The sequence below is a fragment of the Paenibacillus sp. NRS-1782 genome (assembly GCF_050467685.1).
Classification (GTDB): Bacteria; Bacillota; Bacilli; order Paenibacillales; family Paenibacillaceae; genus Paenibacillus; species Paenibacillus terrae_A.
The window spans coordinates 105,215-124,567 of sequence record NZ_JBITPH010000043.1 but is presented as its reverse complement, the minus strand read 5'-3'; the positions used below and the strand labels follow the sequence as shown (position 1 = coordinate 124,567).

Genomic DNA, 19,353 nt, shown 5'->3' with positions numbered 1-19,353 from the left:
TAGCCCTAACTTAGATTAAATTTAGGTGTTAGGAGGAATGGTACTAGCAAACTCATAAACACCTACTATTCGTTTAGCAGGGTAGTCCGGATTTTCAAATACAGTTAAGGAATATCCTTGAGGTTTATTAATTATAGAATTGATAACATCCTTTGATAAACCTTTTTTAAGTGAAGCTTTGATATCAACTTGGTATTTCAGACTATCATCATCTGAAATTAATGCTTCACCCTTCACAGGTATAGTTTCGGGTAAAGCATAATATTTAGCTAAACTTTCTGGAACACTTATATAAAAATAATATGGATGTTCGCCTTCCAATATATATTTTCTAGGTTTATCTCCAAATTTATAAGTTACACGAAAGGAGACTGAGTTGTCAGAAGAATCATGAGATATTTTGAAAGCATAGACAATAAAGGCATTAGATTCTTCAAAATGAATCCCCGTTAAAAAAGGCTCACTCATTTCATTGTTCTGATTTTCATTTTTCTTTTCACTTTTGCTCTTGCTTGTCTCATTGTCCACGTTACTGTTAAGATTTTTATTATCTGTAACCATCTCTTTAGTATTACTGCTACAGGCTACCAGAGTTATAATTACAAATAATAAAATCCATAAACTAGTTTTTTTTATAATAATATCTGCCACCTCCTTAAGCATATAAAAAAAGGAAACCAGTTTATAAAATTGGTTTCCTATATTTTTTTACAATTTTCTGACAAATATACTATCAGAAAAATCTGAAGTAGTCCAATTTCCAGAGTTATAATTTCTGCTAACAACCACACCAGAAGTATTAGCTCTTTCGATATAGCCACTTGTCTTTACTACTACACTCCCAGCTTTAATAGTGTAAACACTTTTCGCTGGAATAGACCATGTAATGCTAACTGATTTATTAGATTCTACTCCGGCATTTACCTCCAGAGATGCTTTAACTTTTTGGGCCATAACATTCAGTTCAGTCTCACCACCAACCGAAACATTTGCAAATTTGCGTATGCTTACCGTTCTCGTTACCGAAGTTGTACCAGCTCCAGTATTAGTTACTTCCATAGAAAAGTCAGCAGATTTTTCTCTCGTTGTTGAATAGGGCTCAAAATAAGTCCCCGCCCCAGGATATTTAGCCTCTGCAAAAATCTCGATTCCAGAAGGGTTAATTGCTTTCTCATAAGTTGCTTCAGTAACACTTTCTGCATAAACTGAACTAGAACCTATTGACAATAAAGTTATTACGCCTAACAAAGATAAACTTTTCAATTTTTTCATATATTATCTCCTATTCTTTTTTTACACTCATAATTTATGATAGAATATTATGGATGTATGATCATTATAATCAAAATATACTAGAAAAAAATAATCATATTTACTTATTTCTTAACGGTTATAAATACCTAATTATGTTATATTTTGTATTAATATGTCGAAATTTTTTGATCTTTTATTTGTTAAAATATAACATAAATCATATGTTATTTATTAATTTTTAATTAAAAGGACTCCATTCTGATTACACATTTGGTATTATTCCCTAACGGTAGAACAGTGAAAAAAGACTTGATTATTTTATGGAGTTTAAGGACACTGTAGATTTGGAGAGATTTTTTACTAGCGAAGAAAGAGCAAAAGTTCACAAAGTACGAGAGCTAAACGTTTACATAAAAGGAAACTAAAAAACACAAACGGATCGTTTGTGTTTTTTAGTAATTAGTTCGACCAAAAAATTACTCTTGAATTTTTTTTGCAATTTCAATCAACTCATCAAGAGTGCTATTAAAAGAGGAAACAGTATAAAAGTGATCTTTCGTAATCAGATGAACAACCTTTCTTGCTTGCCCGTCAACATAAACAGCAGTATGGTCGTTGATTTTAGTCGACTCAACCTTTTCCTCTTTATATGAGTCTTTCAAACTCTCAATAGTAGCCTGTTCATCCATGTGGGATTCGGTTTGAATGACCATAATTTCTTTTCCATCATTCCCGCGATATGATTGTCTAATAACCAATCCATTCTCGCCTTTTAGTGCTGTTGTGTTTAATGGTTTCAAACTTACGTCCCCAGCCGCTGCTGCTGTTTTAAGCGAGGCTCCCTGCGCTAGATTAGGAATATGGATATCTTCTGCTGGTACATCAGATATGTTTATGAGTCCTTCGATATCAGTAGAGCTTTCAACTACTGTCTCTGCTGGAGTTTCCGTCGGCGCTTGTGCTGTTGAAGCATCAATCGCTTCTGCTTTCGTCTCAACCGGAACCTGTAATGGAACTTCCGATTCGGCAGCATAGGAATTATATACAAATACACCACTACCTATTACGAGTGCACCACCTAATGCTACAGCAACTAATTGTTTTTTCAAATTAAACCCCTCCTATTAATATACTGTACCTGAAGTAACGGTCCTATTATTGGTTTTATACAAAACTGCATATCTCATACCACTACCACTATCTCCTGTCCCATAAAACACGTAATAAGTCGAACTGTCAGGAGTAGATAAGAAGAAAGATCTTCCTGGAACTTCAACAGAGACATTATAGTTCATTCTATTCCAAGTCCCCGAACCAGCTATTCCATCTGCTGTTAGTCCTTTAGCACTTTAAAAATTTTGGAGCCCCGATTTCACACCGCTACCAAAACTTCCATCAATCGTTCCTACGGTTCCCTGTTGTCCATAGGCCCATAAATTTGCTAAATTTTTAGTCCGGCTCATTTAGCTCCTTGTTCTGATCAAATAGAAATAATCCCCTTCTTCCCGAGACAAGAATGGACTTTATTAATCAGACTGATTATGTAAAAGGTTATTTGTATGTGTTTATAACTAATAAAGAACGTACAAAATACAGCTACACTAATAATAGCTGCATATTGCATTTGGTTGTCTTTCCTTACATTATAAGTTTATTTTTGTAATTCTTCAACAAAACTATGGGCAATTCTCCCAATCTATCAGAGGCACACTGCGGAATTGAACCGCACAAGGGGTCCGACCAGGCTGTTACTGTTTCCGTTGGTAAACGGGTTCCTTGCGCCAACGTATGCCATTAAACCCAGACTAATCTAGGTAGGAATTCTGGGGTAGCTTCATGGAAATGGAAAAATCAAAAGTCTATACATGATTATACCCCTGTCTACTTGACAGGGGTATAATCAGCTATCCTTTATTTTGTTATATGTTAGCCTAATTATTTAGCCGTTCAATAAAGCGGTGAGGCAACAGACGCGTCTAAAGGTTACTCCAGCCCAGCAGCTATATTGCTAAAAACTAAACCTGAGGATTCCCAAGCTTTTTCGCCAAGTCACGCAATGCTACGCCTCGGTGGCTAATGGCTTGCTTTTGTTCCAGCGTCAGCTCGGCCATCGTCTTTTCAAACTCCGGCAAATAAAACAACGGATCATAGCCGAATCCCCCGCTGCCTGCGGTTTCCGTTGTAATCCAGCCCTCCACCGAGCCGGTCGCTTCCAGGGTCTCCCCTGTCTGCGGATGATACAGAATCAAGGTGCAGACGAATTGAGCCGGGCTCAGCAAAGGATTTACGGTATCATCACCAAGCTGCTTCGATTCCAGAACGTCGAGCAGCTTGATATTGTTTTCGTGATCGCTGGCGCCTTCTCCGGCATAACGGGCCGAGTATACGCCCGGCGCACCGTCCAGCAAATCCACGCACAGGCCGGAATCATCAGCCAGCACAGGCAATCCGAGCACATCTCCGACCGCTTTGGCCTTTTTCAAAGCATTCTCGGCAAAGGTTTTACCATCTTCAACGACATCAGGGATGTCAGGATAGTCGTACATACTTTTGACTTCCTTGCCAAACGGAGCAAAGGCATGTGCGAACTCCCGCACTTTCCCTTTATTCTTCGTAGCGACAATAACAACCGGACCCTCCAACAGCATCAGGCCCCAGCCCCCGCACGTCCTGCTCCAATTTTGTCTGCAATCGGGCCGAGCACTTCTTTTTGACGCTCGATCATTTGCAGAATTCCTTGTTCACCCAAGCTGAGCAGTTGATCCAGCTCTTGACGGTCGAACGGACTTTCTTCACCCGTACCTTGCAGCTCGACATACTTGCCGCCACCCGTCATCACGAGGTTCATGTCTACCTTGGCCTTGGAATCCTCTTCATAGTTCAGGTCGAGCAGCGCTTTGCCGCCAACAACCCCCACGCTGACGGATGCCAGAAAATCAGTAATTGGAAAAACAGGCAGCTTGTGCTGTAGCGCAATTTTATTCACAGCAATCGCCAGCGCTACGAAGGAACCGGTAATTGAAGTCGTGCGTGTGCCTCCATCCGCCTGAATCACGTCACAGTCGAGCGTAATCGTCCGCTCACCCAGCGCCTGCAAATTCACAACCGAACGCAGCGCTCTTCCAATCAGACGTTGAATTTCCATCGTCCGGCCTGTCAGCTTCCCACGTGCAGCTTCGCGCTGATTACGCGTATGAGTCGCCCGTGGAAGCATGGAATACTCTGCCGTCACCCAGCCCTTCCCTTGTCCCTTCATAAAGGGTGGAACGCGTTCTTCCACGGTAGCTGTACAGATGACTTTCGTCTCGCCAACCTCTATAAAAACAGAGCCCTCCGCATACTTATTTACTCCTGCTGTCAATTTCATCGGGCGCAGCTCATCACCGTTTCGTCCGTTAGATCTACTCATGCTTTTTCCTCCTACGTCGTATGCAACCTGTTCTTATACGTTTATTTTACCAAAGTGTGCAGGCAAAAGCACCCCAAGGACGATTCGTCACCCTTAAAGAGGAATTTCGTTAATGTGCTGCGGCTTGGTTACAGGCTCTCCATAATTCTGATTATTTTGTCCAATCACGCTTTTTTCACCGTTCAGCTCAATCCGGATTTTGGTTTTAACCGCATCCTCTGAATTGTCTGCCGCCGTCAGCACGACCGATTCCAGAAACTCGGCAGGCACCGCTTCTCCCTTGGCAAACATATCATCCGAAAGCGATACCGTAATCACGTTATCCTTGGAGCGTTCCACGGATTTCAGAGCCGTCTCCCCTGTCATGACCTCCTGTAGTCCGTCCTGGGTCTGCGGCCCCTGGATCAACTGATGCAGCGCGGACTGAACCCGATCTTTTTCCGGGCTGACCAGCCGTGTGACAGGCACATAATATTGAACTCCAGCGGGAGATGAGGATGAAAAATATACCGTGACCGGACTGGAATCCAGCGGCGTAACGCCATGACCTACCTCCAGATTAATGCCTACTGCGCGGGTCAGCGGATGATCCAGCGGTGTGCCGCCAACAGGCATTTCATTCAGCTTTTTGCCATCCACCCAGATTTGTACACTTTGAATATCGGGACGGTCAGTCAGGGTCCAGGTCAAGCTCTCCATTAATTTGCGTTCTTCCTGTGCCTTGTAGCTGCCAAACGATTTGTTGAATTCGACGACTGCCAGCTTGTTCTTCTTGTCCACCGTCACACTCTTCACTTCTGTACCTTGGGGCAGCACGCCCTTGAAGCCCTCCGGCAATAATCCGGCATACGGCCCGCCCTCGACCAGCGTTTCCAGCGACGACTTGGCATCTGCCTGCACATCACCTGTAGCAATCGGTAAGGATACCGGGGCCAGCAAACCATTATGATCCTGTAAAAATACAGCTCTCAGTTGTCCAGTGCTGATGGGAGCTTTTCCGCTCACCGCTTTGATCATAGACTGCTCCGTCGTGGATGGCGGGGGATCAATAGACGCCGATTCATTGCCGAAAAGGCTACAGCCGGACAACAACAACGGCAGGGACAGCAGTCCTACTACAGACGTCACGCGCAATGGATGTTTTATGTTCATAAATGAAGTTCCTCCCTAACAATTTTGTACAGATTGTACTAATATGTATACGAGCCTCGCGTAAAAAATAACTACTTTTTCAGCCGACTGGACACACTGGTCATAATTGCAGTAGAAATCCAGAATGATACGAGGAGGGAAACTTCAACTTTATGGACAAGAAAAAAGCACCTTATAGTCTGAATAGTAAAAAGGTAGCCGATGCCACCCGCGAATGGCTGCACAAGCGTGGTGTAAGCATTACGGAGATCGCAGAGCTGGTCATGCTTTTACAAAAAAAATATTACCCGAATTTAACGATGGAGGAATGTATGGAGAATGTGGAAAAGGTGCTGATGAAGCGCGAGGTCCAAAATGCGGTGCTTACTGGCATCCAACTGGATATCCTTGCCGAGCAAGGCGCTCTCCTTCCCCCATTGCAGGATATGATTGAAAATGATGAAGGGCTGTACGGAGTGGATGAAATTTTGGCCTTTTCCATTGTAAATGTATACGGCAGCATTGGATTTACGAATTACGGTTATGTGGACAAGCTTAAACCGGGTGTGCTGGAACGACTGAACGATAAAAGCCTGGGGCCGATTCATACGTTTCTGGACGATATTGTCGGGGCTATCGCTGCTTCGGCCAGCAGTCGTATCGCGCATCGCAAGCAGGCAGAACGCGAGCAGGAGCTTGGGGAGGAAAGCGCCCCGGATACCACCCGTTAAATAATAACTTGCTAAATAACGACGGATAGAATACAGCAAATATATGCAGGTAAGAGGAGAACAAGATATGGCTGGAGTCTCGTCTGAGCACTTGATCTATGTAAGCAGATATATGCCGGGTCTGATTCGAATAAGAAACGATCAGACCCGGCGCATAGGGTAGACTAACGTAATGATTACAATCTAAATTTATTTTTGTGGGCGCAGTGCACGTTCTACAATTCCCAGCGTGGATTGACGAGAGAACAACCGGGATACCTGAGCTACCCAATAGTTTTGACGACCGGAAATGATGTGACTACGCCCCTTTTCAAATGCTCTCAGCGCGTTCTTCACAACGGTTTCGGGAGTTTCCCTAACTCCAATTGATGCTTCACTTGCGCCAACAATATCAAAAAACGGCGTTTCTGTTGAGCCTGGACAAAGGGCCAGAACTTTAAGCCCCCGTTTCCGATTTTCGGCCCATAGCGCTTCAGTAAAAGAAAGCACAAATGCCTTGCTTGCCCCATATACCGCCATGTACGGATCGGGCTGAAATGCGGCTGTGGAAGATACATTGATTAATCCCCCATCCCGGTTACGCAATAAATCAGGCATAAATGCATGTGTGATATCGACTAAAGCAGCCACATTGAGCATGATTTCCTCATGCTGCCGTTCTCCTGAAACCTGCTCGAAGTATCCATAGGTGGCAAAGCCGGCATTGTTAATCAAGAGATCCACCTTTAGTTGATGTTTCTGAACCTCCTGATGTAATGTTTGCGGCGCTCCTGTGGCGGAAAGATCGAGTGCGATGACTGTTGTCTTTACATTGTATTTAGCAGAAAGCTCTTTAGCCAACGCCTTCAACTTCGTTTCATTACGTGCCACCAAAATGAGATTGCATTTTTGAGCTGCCAGCGAATAGGCAAAGGCTTCGCCAATACCAGATGATGCACCTGTGATCAGAGCTGTTTTGTTTGCGTACATAAACATAATGAATTACCTCCATTGTATCTTTGTTTTATTTTAGAAACATTGTTACCATTACTGCAAAATGAACTGAAGTCACCTATTATGACGACCTCAGTACATCTTATATCTTAAGATTGGGATGAGGATGTTTTAAATGCTGCGAGCGTATTCTTCAGAGTAAATGCATACACCTCTTGAGCCATACCTACTTCTGAAAAATGACCTGCAAACTGAAGATGTATGACTCCATGTAAAGCAGACCAAAACATCCGGACAACCAGCAGCGGATCATGTTCTTCCAGTTCACCCTGCACCATTGCGTGTATGACGGTTTCCAGAATTCGAGATAGTGCCGTAGTCGTACCCTCCAAGCTGTGTTCGTCCGGCTTGAAATCAGATACCTCCCCGCCAAACATCATTCTGTAATAACCGGAATGAAGCTGTGCAAATTCCCAATAGGCCCAGCCTAGTGCCTCCAGATCAGCGAGTACGTCCTCAGTCTTCGGAACTTGTTGAAAGGTTTCGGCTAATAGCCGACATCCATCCAGGTGCATTTCATTGGCAAGACCATCCTTGCTGCCAAAAATACTGTAAATAATCTTGGTGGAGCAGCTTAATTTCTGGGCAACTCGTCGTACCGTCACGGCCTCAGGCCCTTCTTCCGCTAGAAGGATACATGCGGCATCAATGACATTTTGACGTAGCAATTGCTGCTGCTGTAGCTTCACTTCCGAATAGGTTTTATAGGGATGCGATGGCTCGGACATTGTTTAATGCACTTCCTTACTATTTTTAACATAGAGTTTGAATATGTTCTTATCAGAAACGTCGTTACCAATAAGAATCATAGTATTCTAAATCTGATTTTTTGTCAAATTCTAAAATTGCTACAGCATCAATAGGCAATGCCTACCCGTGTGTGCAGAAAGTCGGTGCTACTCAACTGACGATAGGTAAAATCGGCCGTGTCTGCGGTGGAAATTTGTGTACCGCCCTCGGGCAGCAGATCCTTTTCCACCCGGTATATGCCCGTCCGCACTCCGTCCGGCAGATAGGTTGGGCAGACAATCGTCCAGTCCAGCGCCGAATCGCGCAGCCGTTCGTACACCCGGCGGTGTTCCTCAGCCGCACGAGTGCTGCGCCGCCGAGTCTCGGAGGATTCATAGCGATACAAGCCCGACTCCGTCCGGCTCTGCAAAATCCCTGCCGTCCCTACTGTAATAAGCCGGGGAACGGACTGCTCCTGCATAAGCCGGATCAGCAAACGGATATTCACGGATAAGGTCGTGGTTCCATCCGTATTCAGCGCGCTGATGACAGCCGTCCCCCCACCCTCCAGTGCTTGCGCTACATCCTCAGCGATGGTGGCATCTCCTTGTACAATCTGGAGTAGCGTCCCATATCTTAATATGTAATCCTCCAGCTTGTCCGGTGCACGAACAAGGGCTGTAACGGTATGACCGTCTGCCAATGCATATTCCAGAATAAAACGCCCCACACGTCCGGTAGCCCCCAACAGCAGCAAATTCATAAAAGCCTCTTTTCCGGCATGGATGCCGTTGATCCTTCTGTTAACTTTCGCAATTATTTCCCGCGAAGTGGATAGAAACGTGCGATAGGGTTCGTCTCGCTCATCGAGGCCCGACCACGTCGCTCCAGCTCCACCAGATGGGCCAGAGTCTCGGACATGGCAAACCGTAGCTGGTGAATACCCAGCTTGTCGCTGAACACAGCGATACACAGCTCATAGGCTGTACTACCCTCTGGCTGCATCAATTCATGGAACTTGTCCAGTCGTTCCTCATGATGCTCCAGCAGCGCCTGCGTCCGTTCACGAAAATAACCAAACGGATTACGGTGCCCCGGATATGCCCACGCTACCTCCAGCTCGCCAAGACGCTGCAAGCCGTCTAAAAAAGACTGCAAGGGCTGGGCATCACTCCCCGGCAGCAGACTGATATTAGGCGAAATCCTTGGCAAAACTGCGTCACCGCACAGAATAACGCCGCTATCCGGCTCATACCAAGAGACATGTCCGGGCGCATGCCCCCCTGTCTCAATGGGCAGCCAGCTACGTCCACCCCATTCCAGACGGGCATCCTCCCCGGCAGGAATAACAGTGATGTCAGGCTGTGGATTCACTTGCAGATGAGCCTGCTGCATGTGCAGCTCCAAGGCCGCTACCTGCTCCACAGGAAAGCCGTGACGGACAAAAAAGCTTGGCAGCCTCTGCTCCATCGGCATAGAGATATCCGCTTGCGCATCTGTGTGGCCCCACATCATCATCGCTTCCTGATGGCTTCGCGCTGACATATGTACACGAGCCTGACCTTGCTGCTGCATCCAGCCCGCCAAGCCGTAATGATCCGGGTGATGATGAGTCACCACAATGTCCGAGATATCACCAAAGGACATTCCTAGCTCCTGGAAGACATGCGCCCATTCTTCCTCCGTATCCGTACTGCGCGGGCCGGGGTCTACGATCGTAAAGCCGTCCTGCCCCTTCAGGACATAGCTGTTCACCCAACGCAGTGGAAAGGACATGGATATTTTGACCTGAAAGCCTCCATCTATTCGTTCACACGGCGTCAGCTCTGGCATCCTCATGGCTTCCTATCCGCCTTTCCGTATCAAGCACGCACGCCGACAAAAATCATTCGGGGCGATGCATTTTCAATATATTTATCTTCGTTATAGCTTCCATGTACCTGCTCTACAGACAGTCCGGATTCCTCCAGCAAAGCACGGAATTTTTCATATGGGTACAGCTTGACGCGCTCATGATACACACGTGCAGGCTCTTCACCCGCTACTACTATTGGACGAATGGCGATCTGTTTTTTCACAAATCCGTCCTCGATAACCCGATGCTCCTCAATCTGACTTCCTTCATCCTCCCGTGACGAATGCGGCACCAGATGAGCAGCTACGTACGCAGGATTCAGATAATCTATAATAAAACGTCCGCCCGGCTTCAGCAGCCGATAAATTTCTTTTAATACTCTAAGCTGCTCCGCGTCCTCCTCAAAGTAGCCGAAGGAAGTAAACAAATTTACCACCGCATCAAAGCTTTCCTCCAGCGGCACCTCTCTCATATCGCCCTGATGCCAGCTAACCCGTCCTTCAGGATCGGAAGCATGTGCCTCACGCAGCAGCACACCGGACAAATCCACGCCCGTTACCTTATAGCCGGCATCTGCGAGCGCAAGAGAATGACGTCCCATGCCACAGCACAGGTCCAATACGCTGGAGCCCTGCGGCAATTTGAGCCAGGAGATCATTTTCTGCACTTCCTGATAGGCTCCCTGAAAATCGCGATGCTTGTATACTAATAAGTAATCTTCCCCAAAGCTCTGCTCATACCATTCTGTCATATTCCTTCTCCTCCATGAACTCATTTCGCTCTATTACATACTATATTAGCTTTTTTAAACTGGAAACCCAAAAACATTACGATTAAGCAACATGTTACAATAACCATATTTATGCTTAAATATTCATAGGAACTTCATACCAGCTTCATGCGATTCACCCCATTTTATCATTAAAATGAATCAAGGGAACGCCTTTTGATACTATTCATGAAGGAAAGGAGCGGCAACGTTATGATTCAAATCGGACTGACGGGTTGGGGCGATCACGATGATCTGTATCCGGTCGGCACCAAAGCCAATCAAAAATTAAGCGTCTATGGAAGCCATTTTTCGGTGGTGGAGATGGATAGTTCTTTTTATGCCGTACAGCCTACGGATCGTATGGCACGCTGGGCGACCGAAACCCCTGACTCGTTTTCATTTCTCGTCAAAGCCTATCAGGGCATGACCGGGCATACGCGCGGCAAACAGCCTTATTTCAAAACAACGGATGCCATGTACGAAGCATTGCATACCTCTATACAGCCTCTCCGCGAAGCGGGCAAGCTCAAGGCTGTGCTGTTCCAGTATCCTCCCTGGTTCGACTGTACACGTGAGAACGTCGCCGTGCTGCGTGATACGAAAAAAAGGATGGGAGATGTCCCATCCGTACTTGAATTCAGACATCAAAGCTGGTTCACACCCGAGTTTCGAAAGCAAACGCTGGCATTTATGCGTGAGGAAGGCTGGATACACAGCGTATGCGACGAGCCGCAGGCGGGACTGGGGTCCGTCCCGATTGTGCCGCAGGCTACGGACAGCAATATGACAGTGGTACGTCTCCACGGACGGAATGTGTCCGGCTGGAATCAAAGCTCCGCACCCAACTGGCGAGAGATTCGTTACCTGTATCGGTATAATGAGAGTGAGCTGGCCGAATGGAAGGACCGTTTACTGGAGCTGGAGCAGCAAAGCCGCGAGGTGTGCGTTATTTTCAACAACAACTCAGGTGGAGATGCCGCCGCCAATGCCAAGCAGCTCATGACCATGCTCGGCATGGAGCCTAAACCCTTTCCACCCCGCAAGCCGCCCGAAGAGAACAATGAACCGGAACAGCTTGAACTATTTTGAAGGACGAGCTGAGGATGAACGGTTTTGAATAGCACTCCTGAGCTTGCGTTCGTTATCCAGCAAATGCGGGTCCTCAGGCAAGTATCGCAAAGCTTTTTGGTTATGCTCATTGGAAGCGTCCAGCTTGCCCAGATTGGCGCAGCAATGACTGAGTCGTACATGCGGCAGCCAGGAGTAGCAGGGCAGCAGAACAGCTCGCAAACCAGACACACCCTGCTGCTCCAGTGCTTTTTCGTACCAATAGGCGGCTATGCTCCACTCTTTTCGTGTGAAAAACCAGTCACCGATCATGCAGCACAGGTCCGCTTGCGGCACATCATATCGGAAGGAGCGCAGCAGACTATCCAGCTGTTGCTCCGGCTCCCCGCGATGAAGATAGCATTCCGCCAACCGTACGCAAGCGGTAATCCGGTCTTCCCGGTAGCCGCTCGGCTCACCCAGCAGGAGATTGAACGCCTCTGCCGCCTCGGCATATTCCTTGCGATCAAAGCACTCATTCGCGTGAAAATACAGCAGTCGTCCCTCCAGCTTGTCAGTTTCGCTGATCCAGCGGGCAAGGATACGTTGATTACGAAGCGTGTGATTTTCCATGCGACGGTGTGTTACAGCCACATCGGAATGGGCGATTCGCCCCTCGGGTATCACCAGATCCTCGTGCAGACGCCCTGCCCAGCGGTATAGCCGCTCTCGCTTTACGAGACGAATACGGCGCGAGGTGAATAATGGCTCCCCCCGATCACCTTCCGCCAGATGGAGTGGCATCACCACCGCGTCAATGTCCGTAGACAAATGCCGCTTCAAGGAACGCAGGCGCTCCCGATCCGGCTCCAGCAGCAGATCGTCCGCATCCAGCCACAGAATATAGGAACAAGTCGCCTTGCCGAACGATCCGTTGCGGGCGGCGGCAAAATCGTCGTTCCAGTCGAATGTATACACCCGGTCCGTATAACGGGCTGCAATGGTCTTCGTCCGATCCGTGGAGCCTGTGTCCATGATGATGATTTCATCCATCAGGTCCGCCACCGAATCCAGACAGCGGACAAGTGTCTGCTCCTCGTTTTTCACAATCATACACAAGCTGATGGTGACGGGAGGTTTAGTTATAGAGCCTTCTGAGCTACAGCTATGCGTTTTGGGCATTTCCGTCGTCATGACTTCACGCCATCCCCTTTACCGTTGGCTGTGTTCCCGGTCTATTTTCCGGTAGACCCGCCATCAGTATATGCACCTTTCCCTTCATGCTGCACCTTGCCTGCCTCCTCAGGACATGCAGCCCTCTCCGGTGGCAATGCCCGCTCCTCCATGTGTCGAATTCGCTGTACTGCCTTGTCGAGCGCTGCCTTGCGCTGATTCATTTTGCGAACATGCTGCTGCTCCACCAGCCGGAATTGTTCCTCGTCCAGCTCCATCCAGCGGGCCAGATGCTCTGCCCCCGGCTTGGCCTCACGCAGCTCTTTCGCTTTTTTACGGCCTGCGAAACACAAATATTTGTGATGCACCTCCAGCGCTTGTTCATCAACATAAGGAAACAGCACACCGGACAGGCTCCCGGCATAGTAGGTCCGCTTGTGATCGTGAAACGGATGATATCCATAGGGGACAGACAGGACGAGTGTCCCTCTTTTATGAAGCAAACGGTAGGCGTGAGCAAGCAATGTATGAGGGTGTGCAAAATGCTCCAAAATCTCGCCTAAAATAATCGTGTCAAATCCGCCGGGCGGACGTTCGAATTGAGCAATATCCTTTAACTGAAAATGAACTCTTCCACGAACAGGTGCAGATTCCTGTCGAAGTTCTTTTTTTGCATATGAAATACTGCTCTCTTCCAAATCAATGGCCGTTACCTCAAAGCCTTCCCGCCCGAGCAAAATGGACGTGATCCCCTGACTACATCCAGCATCCAGCACGGTATGACCCTGCACATGGCGGCAAATCCAGTGGATTCGGTTGCGGGTAGCCTCATGAGATTCTTCCGAGTTAATCTGCCCGTAATAGCGCTCATTTACCTGATCACGGTTAGCCAACAGCGGCGCCCCCTCCAATACCGGGATGCCCCAGTATCACAACATGCCCACCAGTGCAATGCACCGTCGCATTGCGTGTATCGAACACCAGTGGCGCATGGTCGACCAAATGCTGGTAATCCAGCACAGAATGATCGGTCGTGATCACGACGATATCTGCACTTTCCCACAGCCGGGTGTTCGCCGCACGAGATGGGATGACCTCGCCGTTCAGCTTAAAGCTCTTTACATACGGGTCGGTGAAGCTCACCAGAGCACCCATTTCCTTTAAGTGCTCAAACAGGACAAGAGCAGGGGATTCCCGAACATCATCAATGTCTTTTTTGTAGGCAACGCCCGCCAGAACGATCTCGGCCTTGTTCACGGCTTTACCTTCCTGGGCGAGCAGAGTTTCAATTCGCTCCGCAATATACAGCGGCATACGCCGATTCATACGGTCTGCCAAATCCACAAATTCCAGTGGAAACCCATGCTGCTCGGCTTTCCATGACAAATACAGCGGATCGACCGGAATACAGTGCCCCCCGATCCCAGGCCCCGGATAGAACGGCATATAGCCGAAGGGCTTCGTCGCCGCCGCATCCAGCACCTCCCATATGTTGATGCCGATTTTCTCACAGGCCGCTGTCAGCTCATTGATCATCCCGATGTTGACGCTGCGGAACGTATTCTCGAACAGCTTTGCGGCTTCTGCGACTGTTGTCGAGCTGACCGGAACCATTTGCTCCAGAAAGGAGCCGTAAAAGGCTACTCCTGCTGCCAGACAATCCGGCGTACAGCCGCCAATCACCTTGGGCGTGTTCCGAATGTTAAAATGAACACTGCCCGGATCGACACGTTCTGGTGAAAAACACACGTAAAAATCCTGACCTACCGTCCAACCCCTGCGCTGTTCAATCACCGGGCGGATCAGTTCCTCCGTCGTTCCCGGATACGTGGTGCTTTCCAGAATGAGCAGCGTCTGTTTTTGCAAATGGGGAATAGCCTGGTCGATAGCCGTTTCGATATAGGACGTATCCGGCTGATGGTCATCCGTCAGTGGCGTAGGCACGCAGATGACGACGATATCCGAATGCTCCAGCACCTGGATATCCGCAACCGGATGTAATCGCTGCCCGATCAGCCCCTCCAATGCATCATCGCCAATATCTATGATGTACGATTGTCCTTGAAGCAGCTTGGCTACTTTGGTCGGATCGGAATCCACACCATACACGTCATAACCAGCTCGTGCCATTTCCACAGCCATCGGCAGTCCCACGTAACCGAGGCCGATCACCGCAACCTTTACCGTGCCTTTACTTATTTTTTCCATAAGTTGCAAAATACCCACCTCTTTCATCGTTACTCCATACCTCGCAATAGCTCAGCAATGCCTGCGCGGTCCATTAACTCATCGTCCGAGCGGTATTGATCAAAGCTCACCCGTTCCAGCCCGCCATATTGGCTCAGTAATCGCTTGTTTGCCTGCTGTGGGAGAATGACAAAATAACGATCATCATAGCGGTACGTGTGCGGCACCTCATAAGGAGAAATCAACACTTCGTGCAGCTTTTCCCCACCACGAATGCCGATTTCTTTTACTTTCAAGGCTGGCTGGCCCGCCTGCTCCTTCATCACTTCCGCCAGATCTGCAATGTTGCAGCCCTTCATTTTCATAACCAGCGTCTCTCCACCAATCGCCGCCACAGAAGCCTTCAGCAGCAAGCCAATAGCCTCACCAAGCGTGAGGAAAAAACGGGTCATATCAGGACTGGTCAGCGTCAAATCCTGCCCTTCCGCGATCTGGCGCTTGAACAACGGCACAACACTTCCGCTTGTACCCAGCACATTGCCGCCGCGAATGCACACAAAACGGGTGCGCTCGCTCAGATCGTTGGCACGAATCATCAGTCTTTCGCCAATCGCCTTTGTCATGCCATATACATTCACCGGGTCTACTGCCTTGTCGGTAGAGACGTCAATAACCTTGGTGACTCCCTGCTCAATACTGGCCCGGATTACATTTTGCGTACCGTATACGTTCGTCTTGAAAGCCTCTTCTGGCTGTCTCTCGCACACGGGGACATGCTTCAACGCCGCCAGATGGAACACATAGTCCACCCCGCGACATGCCTCTTGCAATGGTTGTAGATCCCGAATATCACCTATAACGAAATTCAACCGGGGATCAGATTGGAATTGACGCTGCATGGCAATCTGCGCAAATTCACCACGTGAAAAAATACGTATTTCCGCTGGCCCTTCCTTGAGTAATTCCGCCGTCAGACGCTGCCCCCAAGATCCCGTCCCTCCGGTCACCAGCAGTTTTTTTCCTTTGAACAATATAATCTCCTCCTGACCGTTACGAATTTGCGGCGCCTGTTCCCAGAAATTCAGCCAGCACAGCCTTCATGTCATCCTCTGTCAGCCGATCCTTCACTGGCACTTTTTTTACGGAAGTATTTGCGGAGTGAATGACGTTCACGTAGTTGCGATGCGAAATCACCTCATGCAGCAGCTCCGTTACATATCCATGCGTGCCCTTGCCGGGAATGACGACACGATAATCCTCCAGATAATCCTTCGCTTGATAGCGGAACACATAAAAGGAGGGCGAACGGTGAAACACCGGTGCCATCTGACCTTCTACGGCATCCCACAGGTAACCCATCTGATTCACCAGCGCTACCGTGTCCGGCTGAAATTCGTAATCATGCAGCTGCTGTACAAACGATTGGTGATACAAATCGTCGGAATCAATTCGAGCAATCAGCAGTTCGTCCGCAGCTTCGATATACGCATGAATCCGGCGCTTGCTTTCGATGCTGGTACCAAAGCGGATATGGTCGGGAATCGGCTCACGCTTGGCTAATTCATCCTCCACGATGTCACTGCATCCTCCCGCCAGCTTGACGACAGACAAGAAATCCGCATTCGTCTGACTGAGCAAGCTGCGCAGCGTAAAGGTTCTGAATACATCCAGCCGCTCGCTGATCCACTCCCGTGTCAGCCGATTGGGATTCATCCCGTAGTTATTAAAATTAATCTCAATGACAATCTTGCGATTCATTCAGCTTCCTCCCTTTCAACCGTCTCTTCACAAGTTATGGAACTGCTAGAGAAACGGCACGTACAGATGCATCAACTCTTACAATAAATAGGTAGAATCCAAAAATGAATAGCCGATCATACAAAAACCTTGCCGCTTTCGACATATGATAGAATACAGAGTTTTTTGCACCATTCTAAAGATAGACAGGGAGGAAGCATATATGACTAAGCCAAAGTATCTGGAGATCGACGAGGTACTGAATCATTTGAAGTTGGCACTGGATCAACAGCAGCCCTTTTCGCTCATTCGGATCGGGGATGGCGAAAATTTGATTTTGTCTCAGGATACCGTCTGGCCGATGAAAAAGGTGTTGCAGGAACGATGGGCGGTCAAGGCCAATCTCGGACAAAAGGGACTGTTTCTGCCGAATACGGAATTGCGAGATGCGGTGGCCGAGGCAGTACGCAAAGCCAGCATTGCTGGCATCCTGCCTTACGATGACGAATCTATCAAAGCGCCATCCTATATGAAGCGAGAGCTGACTGACCAGGTTTTTACTCACTACGGCCTCTCTCCTGCGCTAACTTGCCATGCCTGCCTGAACCGGTATTTGGCTGCGACACCCGCTTTCTGGGACATGCTGAAAAATCGACGCATCCTGCTCGTCACCCGAACAGCCGCCGAAGTGAAGCCCGTCCTTGAAGCTGAGCCGTATCAGCTGCATATCCCGCACACGCTTGCATTTCATCAATATGAACAAATGGATGAAACGCTCCAGTGGATCACAGCGCATAAAGATGACTTTGAGATTGCGCTATTCTCCTGCGGGGTCAATGCGGTCGTTCTGGCGCAAAAAACGGCAGAACTCACTGGCAAGGTAGGGATAGACTTCGGCAAGGCGATTAACATCGTGATGTTCGGCAAAGCGAATTAATGGATAGCCTTGGCTTCTCTTATCAAGAAAAGCACCAGCACATTCAAGATTTGCTGGTGCTTTTAGCTATTACAAACCGTCCTAAAGTCCGTGGTCGCATGGAATATCTATTTAAAGCCATGAAACCTTACTTGCTTAAAAATAGACTTTGAGATTTCCCGTCACTTATTTTACAATATTATAGAAACTAGAGTTAAATTTGGAGATTATAAGGAGGAGATTAGAAATGACACCTAACAAGAAATTGAAGACATATCCACTTACCAAAGCTAAGCATGTAAAGGTTCACGGTCGAACTACGCAAACACTTACACCACTAACTCTATTTTGGACAGGCAGCGGCATTGAATTGAATATCAAGGGCTCGGAGCTGTGGATTGAAATGGAGGCCGATTACCAGGTGTATGAGCACTGGATCAGTATTGTCATCAATGGTGCCCCGATGAGTCGCTTGATGGTGACGGCAGGACGGCATTGGATTTGTCTTTTGAGAGGAATGAATCCTGACATGGTTAAAAATGTCCGGGTGGTCAAGGATGTCCAGCCTATGAGCTCGGACTCGCGCTGCTTGTTGCAAATTCATGCCCTGAGGGTTGACGGTAAATTGCTGCCTGTCACAGATAAGCCCCACAAGGTGGAATTTATCGGTGACAGCATTACCTCAGGAGAAGGAACGATTGGAGCAAAGGAGGAGACAGACTGGGTCCCCATGCTGTTCACGGCACTACGCAATTATACAGCCATAGCTGCCGAAGCACTGAATGCGGACTACCGAGTGTTATCACAAAGCGGATGGGGTGTCCTAACAAGCTGGGATAATAATCCGCATGCGAACATTCCGGCATATTATGAGCAGGTATGTGGTGTGCTCACTGGAGAGCGAAATAAAGCATTAGGGGCATTTTCCGATCATGATTTTACCTCATGGCAGCCGGATGTGGTCGTGGTGAATTTGGGGACTAATGACGGGGGAGCCTTTTATTCTCCTGCATGGACGGACCCCGTAAGTGGGAAAGTGTACAAGCAACGCTTGAACGAGGATGGCACATTCAATGAAGAAGATTCACAAGCTTTTGAAAACGCTACCACAAATTTTCTTGTCAAGCTTCGTACCTGTAATCCCGCTGCCCATATTGTTTGGGCCTATGGGATGCTTGGTACTCCGATAATGCCAGCGATTTACCGGGCGGTAGACGCGTACAAGAAAAGTACGAGGGATCGGAATGTGTCCGTGTTCCAACTGCCTAACACGATGGAAGAAACGATAGGGTCTCGCAGCCATCCAGGGCTTCTCGCCCATACCCAAGCGGCAAATGTGTTGACAGGGTATTTGCGAGAAATTTTAAAGAATTAGAATCCATGAAGTAGAATCAACTCTGTTGAACCACGCTCATGAAG

At 48.0% G+C, this 19,353-nt stretch carries 20 protein-coding genes; 4 read left to right on the top strand and 16 right to left on the bottom strand.

All coding sequences use genetic code 11. The annotated features are described in order from the left end of the window. Positions 1-21: 21 nt before the first annotated feature. The 6 genes from ACIFQM_RS17170 to ACIFQM_RS17145 form a co-directional block, all read right to left on the bottom strand. Positions 22-663, bottom strand: coding sequence for a hypothetical protein (locus ACIFQM_RS17170; protein WP_430047781.1), 642 nt, complete (start codon positions 661-663; stop codon positions 22-24). 45 nt (positions 664-708) lie between these two features. Next, a complete protein-coding gene (locus ACIFQM_RS17165; RefSeq protein WP_430040748.1) occupies positions 709-1,272 on the bottom strand; it encodes a hypothetical protein in 564 nt (187 codons plus the stop codon). Positions 1,273-1,730: 458 nt separating this feature from the next. Continuing rightward, positions 1,731-2,363: a DUF4367 domain-containing protein gene (locus tag ACIFQM_RS17160; protein WP_430040747.1), complete on the bottom strand. Its 633-nt coding sequence runs from the start codon at positions 2,361-2,363 to the stop codon at positions 1,731-1,733. A gap of 906 nt (positions 2,364-3,269) precedes the next feature. After that, on the bottom strand, positions 3,270-3,902 hold the full coding sequence (locus ACIFQM_RS17155; RefSeq protein ID WP_430040746.1) for an XTP/dITP diphosphatase: 633 nt from the start codon (positions 3,900-3,902) through the stop codon (positions 3,270-3,272). Then, the gene (rph, locus tag ACIFQM_RS17150; protein ID WP_430040745.1) at positions 3,902-4,663 is read right to left on the bottom strand and encodes a ribonuclease PH; all 762 of its coding nucleotides are present in this window, start codon (positions 4,661-4,663) and stop codon (positions 3,902-3,904) included. Before rph ends, ACIFQM_RS17155 begins: the two co-directional genes overlap by 1 nt. A gap of 93 nt (positions 4,664-4,756) precedes the next feature. Beyond that, a complete protein-coding gene (locus tag ACIFQM_RS17145) occupies positions 4,757-5,815 on the bottom strand; it encodes a GerMN domain-containing protein (RefSeq protein WP_430065825.1) in 1,059 nt (352 codons plus the stop codon). A gap of 152 nt (positions 5,816-5,967) precedes the next feature. On the opposite strand from ACIFQM_RS17145, the gene ACIFQM_RS17140 reads away from it, so the two are divergent. Next, a complete protein-coding gene (locus tag ACIFQM_RS17140) occupies positions 5,968-6,525 on the top strand; it encodes a phosphatidylglycerophosphatase A family protein (protein ID WP_430040743.1) in 558 nt (185 codons plus the stop codon). A 189-nt stretch (positions 6,526-6,714) separates the two neighbouring features. Here the strand turns inward: ACIFQM_RS17140 and ACIFQM_RS17135 are convergent, their stop codons facing one another. The 5 genes from ACIFQM_RS17135 to ACIFQM_RS17115 form a co-directional block, all read right to left on the bottom strand. Then, positions 6,715-7,500 carry an SDR family NAD(P)-dependent oxidoreductase gene (locus ACIFQM_RS17135; RefSeq protein WP_430040742.1) on the bottom strand — a complete coding sequence of 262 codons (786 nt, stop codon included), beginning with the start codon at positions 7,498-7,500 and terminating at the stop codon, positions 6,715-6,717. 107 nt (positions 7,501-7,607) lie between these two features. After that, complete coding sequence (locus ACIFQM_RS17130; RefSeq protein WP_430040741.1) at positions 7,608-8,246, bottom strand: TetR/AcrR family transcriptional regulator; 639 nt, start codon at positions 8,244-8,246, stop codon at positions 7,608-7,610. Between the two features lie 128 nt (positions 8,247-8,374). Then, complete coding sequence (locus ACIFQM_RS17125; protein WP_430065823.1) at positions 8,375-9,010, bottom strand: NAD(P)-dependent oxidoreductase; 636 nt, start codon at positions 9,008-9,010, stop codon at positions 8,375-8,377. A gap of 53 nt (positions 9,011-9,063) precedes the next feature. Next, positions 9,064-10,086, bottom strand: a complete 1,023-nt coding sequence (locus ACIFQM_RS17120; protein WP_430065821.1) for an MBL fold metallo-hydrolase — start codon at positions 10,084-10,086, stop codon at positions 9,064-9,066. Between the two features lie 23 nt (positions 10,087-10,109). Next, a complete protein-coding gene (locus tag ACIFQM_RS17115; RefSeq protein ID WP_430065819.1) occupies positions 10,110-10,853 on the bottom strand; it encodes a class I SAM-dependent methyltransferase in 744 nt (247 codons plus the stop codon). Between the two features lie 231 nt (positions 10,854-11,084). On the opposite strand from ACIFQM_RS17115, the gene ACIFQM_RS17110 reads away from it, so the two are divergent. After that, positions 11,085-11,963 (top strand): DUF72 domain-containing protein, encoded by an 879-nt coding sequence (locus ACIFQM_RS17110; RefSeq protein WP_430040737.1) that lies wholly within the window; start codon positions 11,085-11,087, stop codon positions 11,961-11,963. Here the strand turns inward: ACIFQM_RS17110 and ACIFQM_RS17105 are convergent. From ACIFQM_RS17105 to ACIFQM_RS17085, 5 genes are all read right to left on the bottom strand, one after another. Beyond that, positions 11,955-13,067: a tetratricopeptide repeat-containing glycosyltransferase family 2 protein gene (locus tag ACIFQM_RS17105; RefSeq protein ID WP_430040758.1), complete on the bottom strand. Its 1,113-nt coding sequence runs from the start codon at positions 13,065-13,067 to the stop codon at positions 11,955-11,957. The two genes, ACIFQM_RS17110 and ACIFQM_RS17105, sit on opposite strands and share 9 nt — an antisense overlap. An 89-nt stretch (positions 13,068-13,156) precedes the next feature. Beyond that, on the bottom strand, positions 13,157-13,987 hold the full coding sequence (locus tag ACIFQM_RS17100) for a class I SAM-dependent methyltransferase (RefSeq protein ID WP_430040736.1): 831 nt from the start codon (positions 13,985-13,987) through the stop codon (positions 13,157-13,159). Beyond that, complete coding sequence (locus ACIFQM_RS17095) at positions 13,980-15,329, bottom strand: nucleotide sugar dehydrogenase (RefSeq protein WP_430040735.1); 1,350 nt, start codon at positions 15,327-15,329, stop codon at positions 13,980-13,982. Before ACIFQM_RS17095 ends, ACIFQM_RS17100 begins: the two co-directional genes overlap by 8 nt. A 2-nt stretch (positions 15,330-15,331) precedes the next feature. Beyond that, positions 15,332-16,312, bottom strand: a complete 981-nt coding sequence (locus ACIFQM_RS17090; RefSeq protein WP_430040734.1) for a polysaccharide biosynthesis protein — start codon at positions 16,310-16,312, stop codon at positions 15,332-15,334. A 19-nt stretch (positions 16,313-16,331) separates the two neighbouring features. Then, positions 16,332-17,039 (bottom strand): glycosyltransferase family A protein, encoded by a 708-nt coding sequence (locus tag ACIFQM_RS17085; RefSeq protein WP_430040733.1) that lies wholly within the window; start codon positions 17,037-17,039, stop codon positions 16,332-16,334. A gap of 202 nt (positions 17,040-17,241) precedes the next feature. Here ACIFQM_RS17085 and ACIFQM_RS17080 point away from each other — a divergent pair, with 202 nt between their 5' ends. Together ACIFQM_RS17080 and ACIFQM_RS17075 are read left to right on the top strand one after the other, a co-directional pair. Beyond that, a complete protein-coding gene (locus ACIFQM_RS17080) occupies positions 17,242-17,955 on the top strand; it encodes a GT-D fold domain-containing glycosyltransferase (protein ID WP_430040732.1) in 714 nt (237 codons plus the stop codon). Positions 17,956-18,181: 226 nt separating this feature from the next. Next, a complete protein-coding gene (locus tag ACIFQM_RS17075; protein WP_430040731.1) occupies positions 18,182-19,309 on the top strand; it encodes a GDSL-type esterase/lipase family protein in 1,128 nt (375 codons plus the stop codon). Positions 19,310-19,353: the final 44 nt, after the last annotated feature.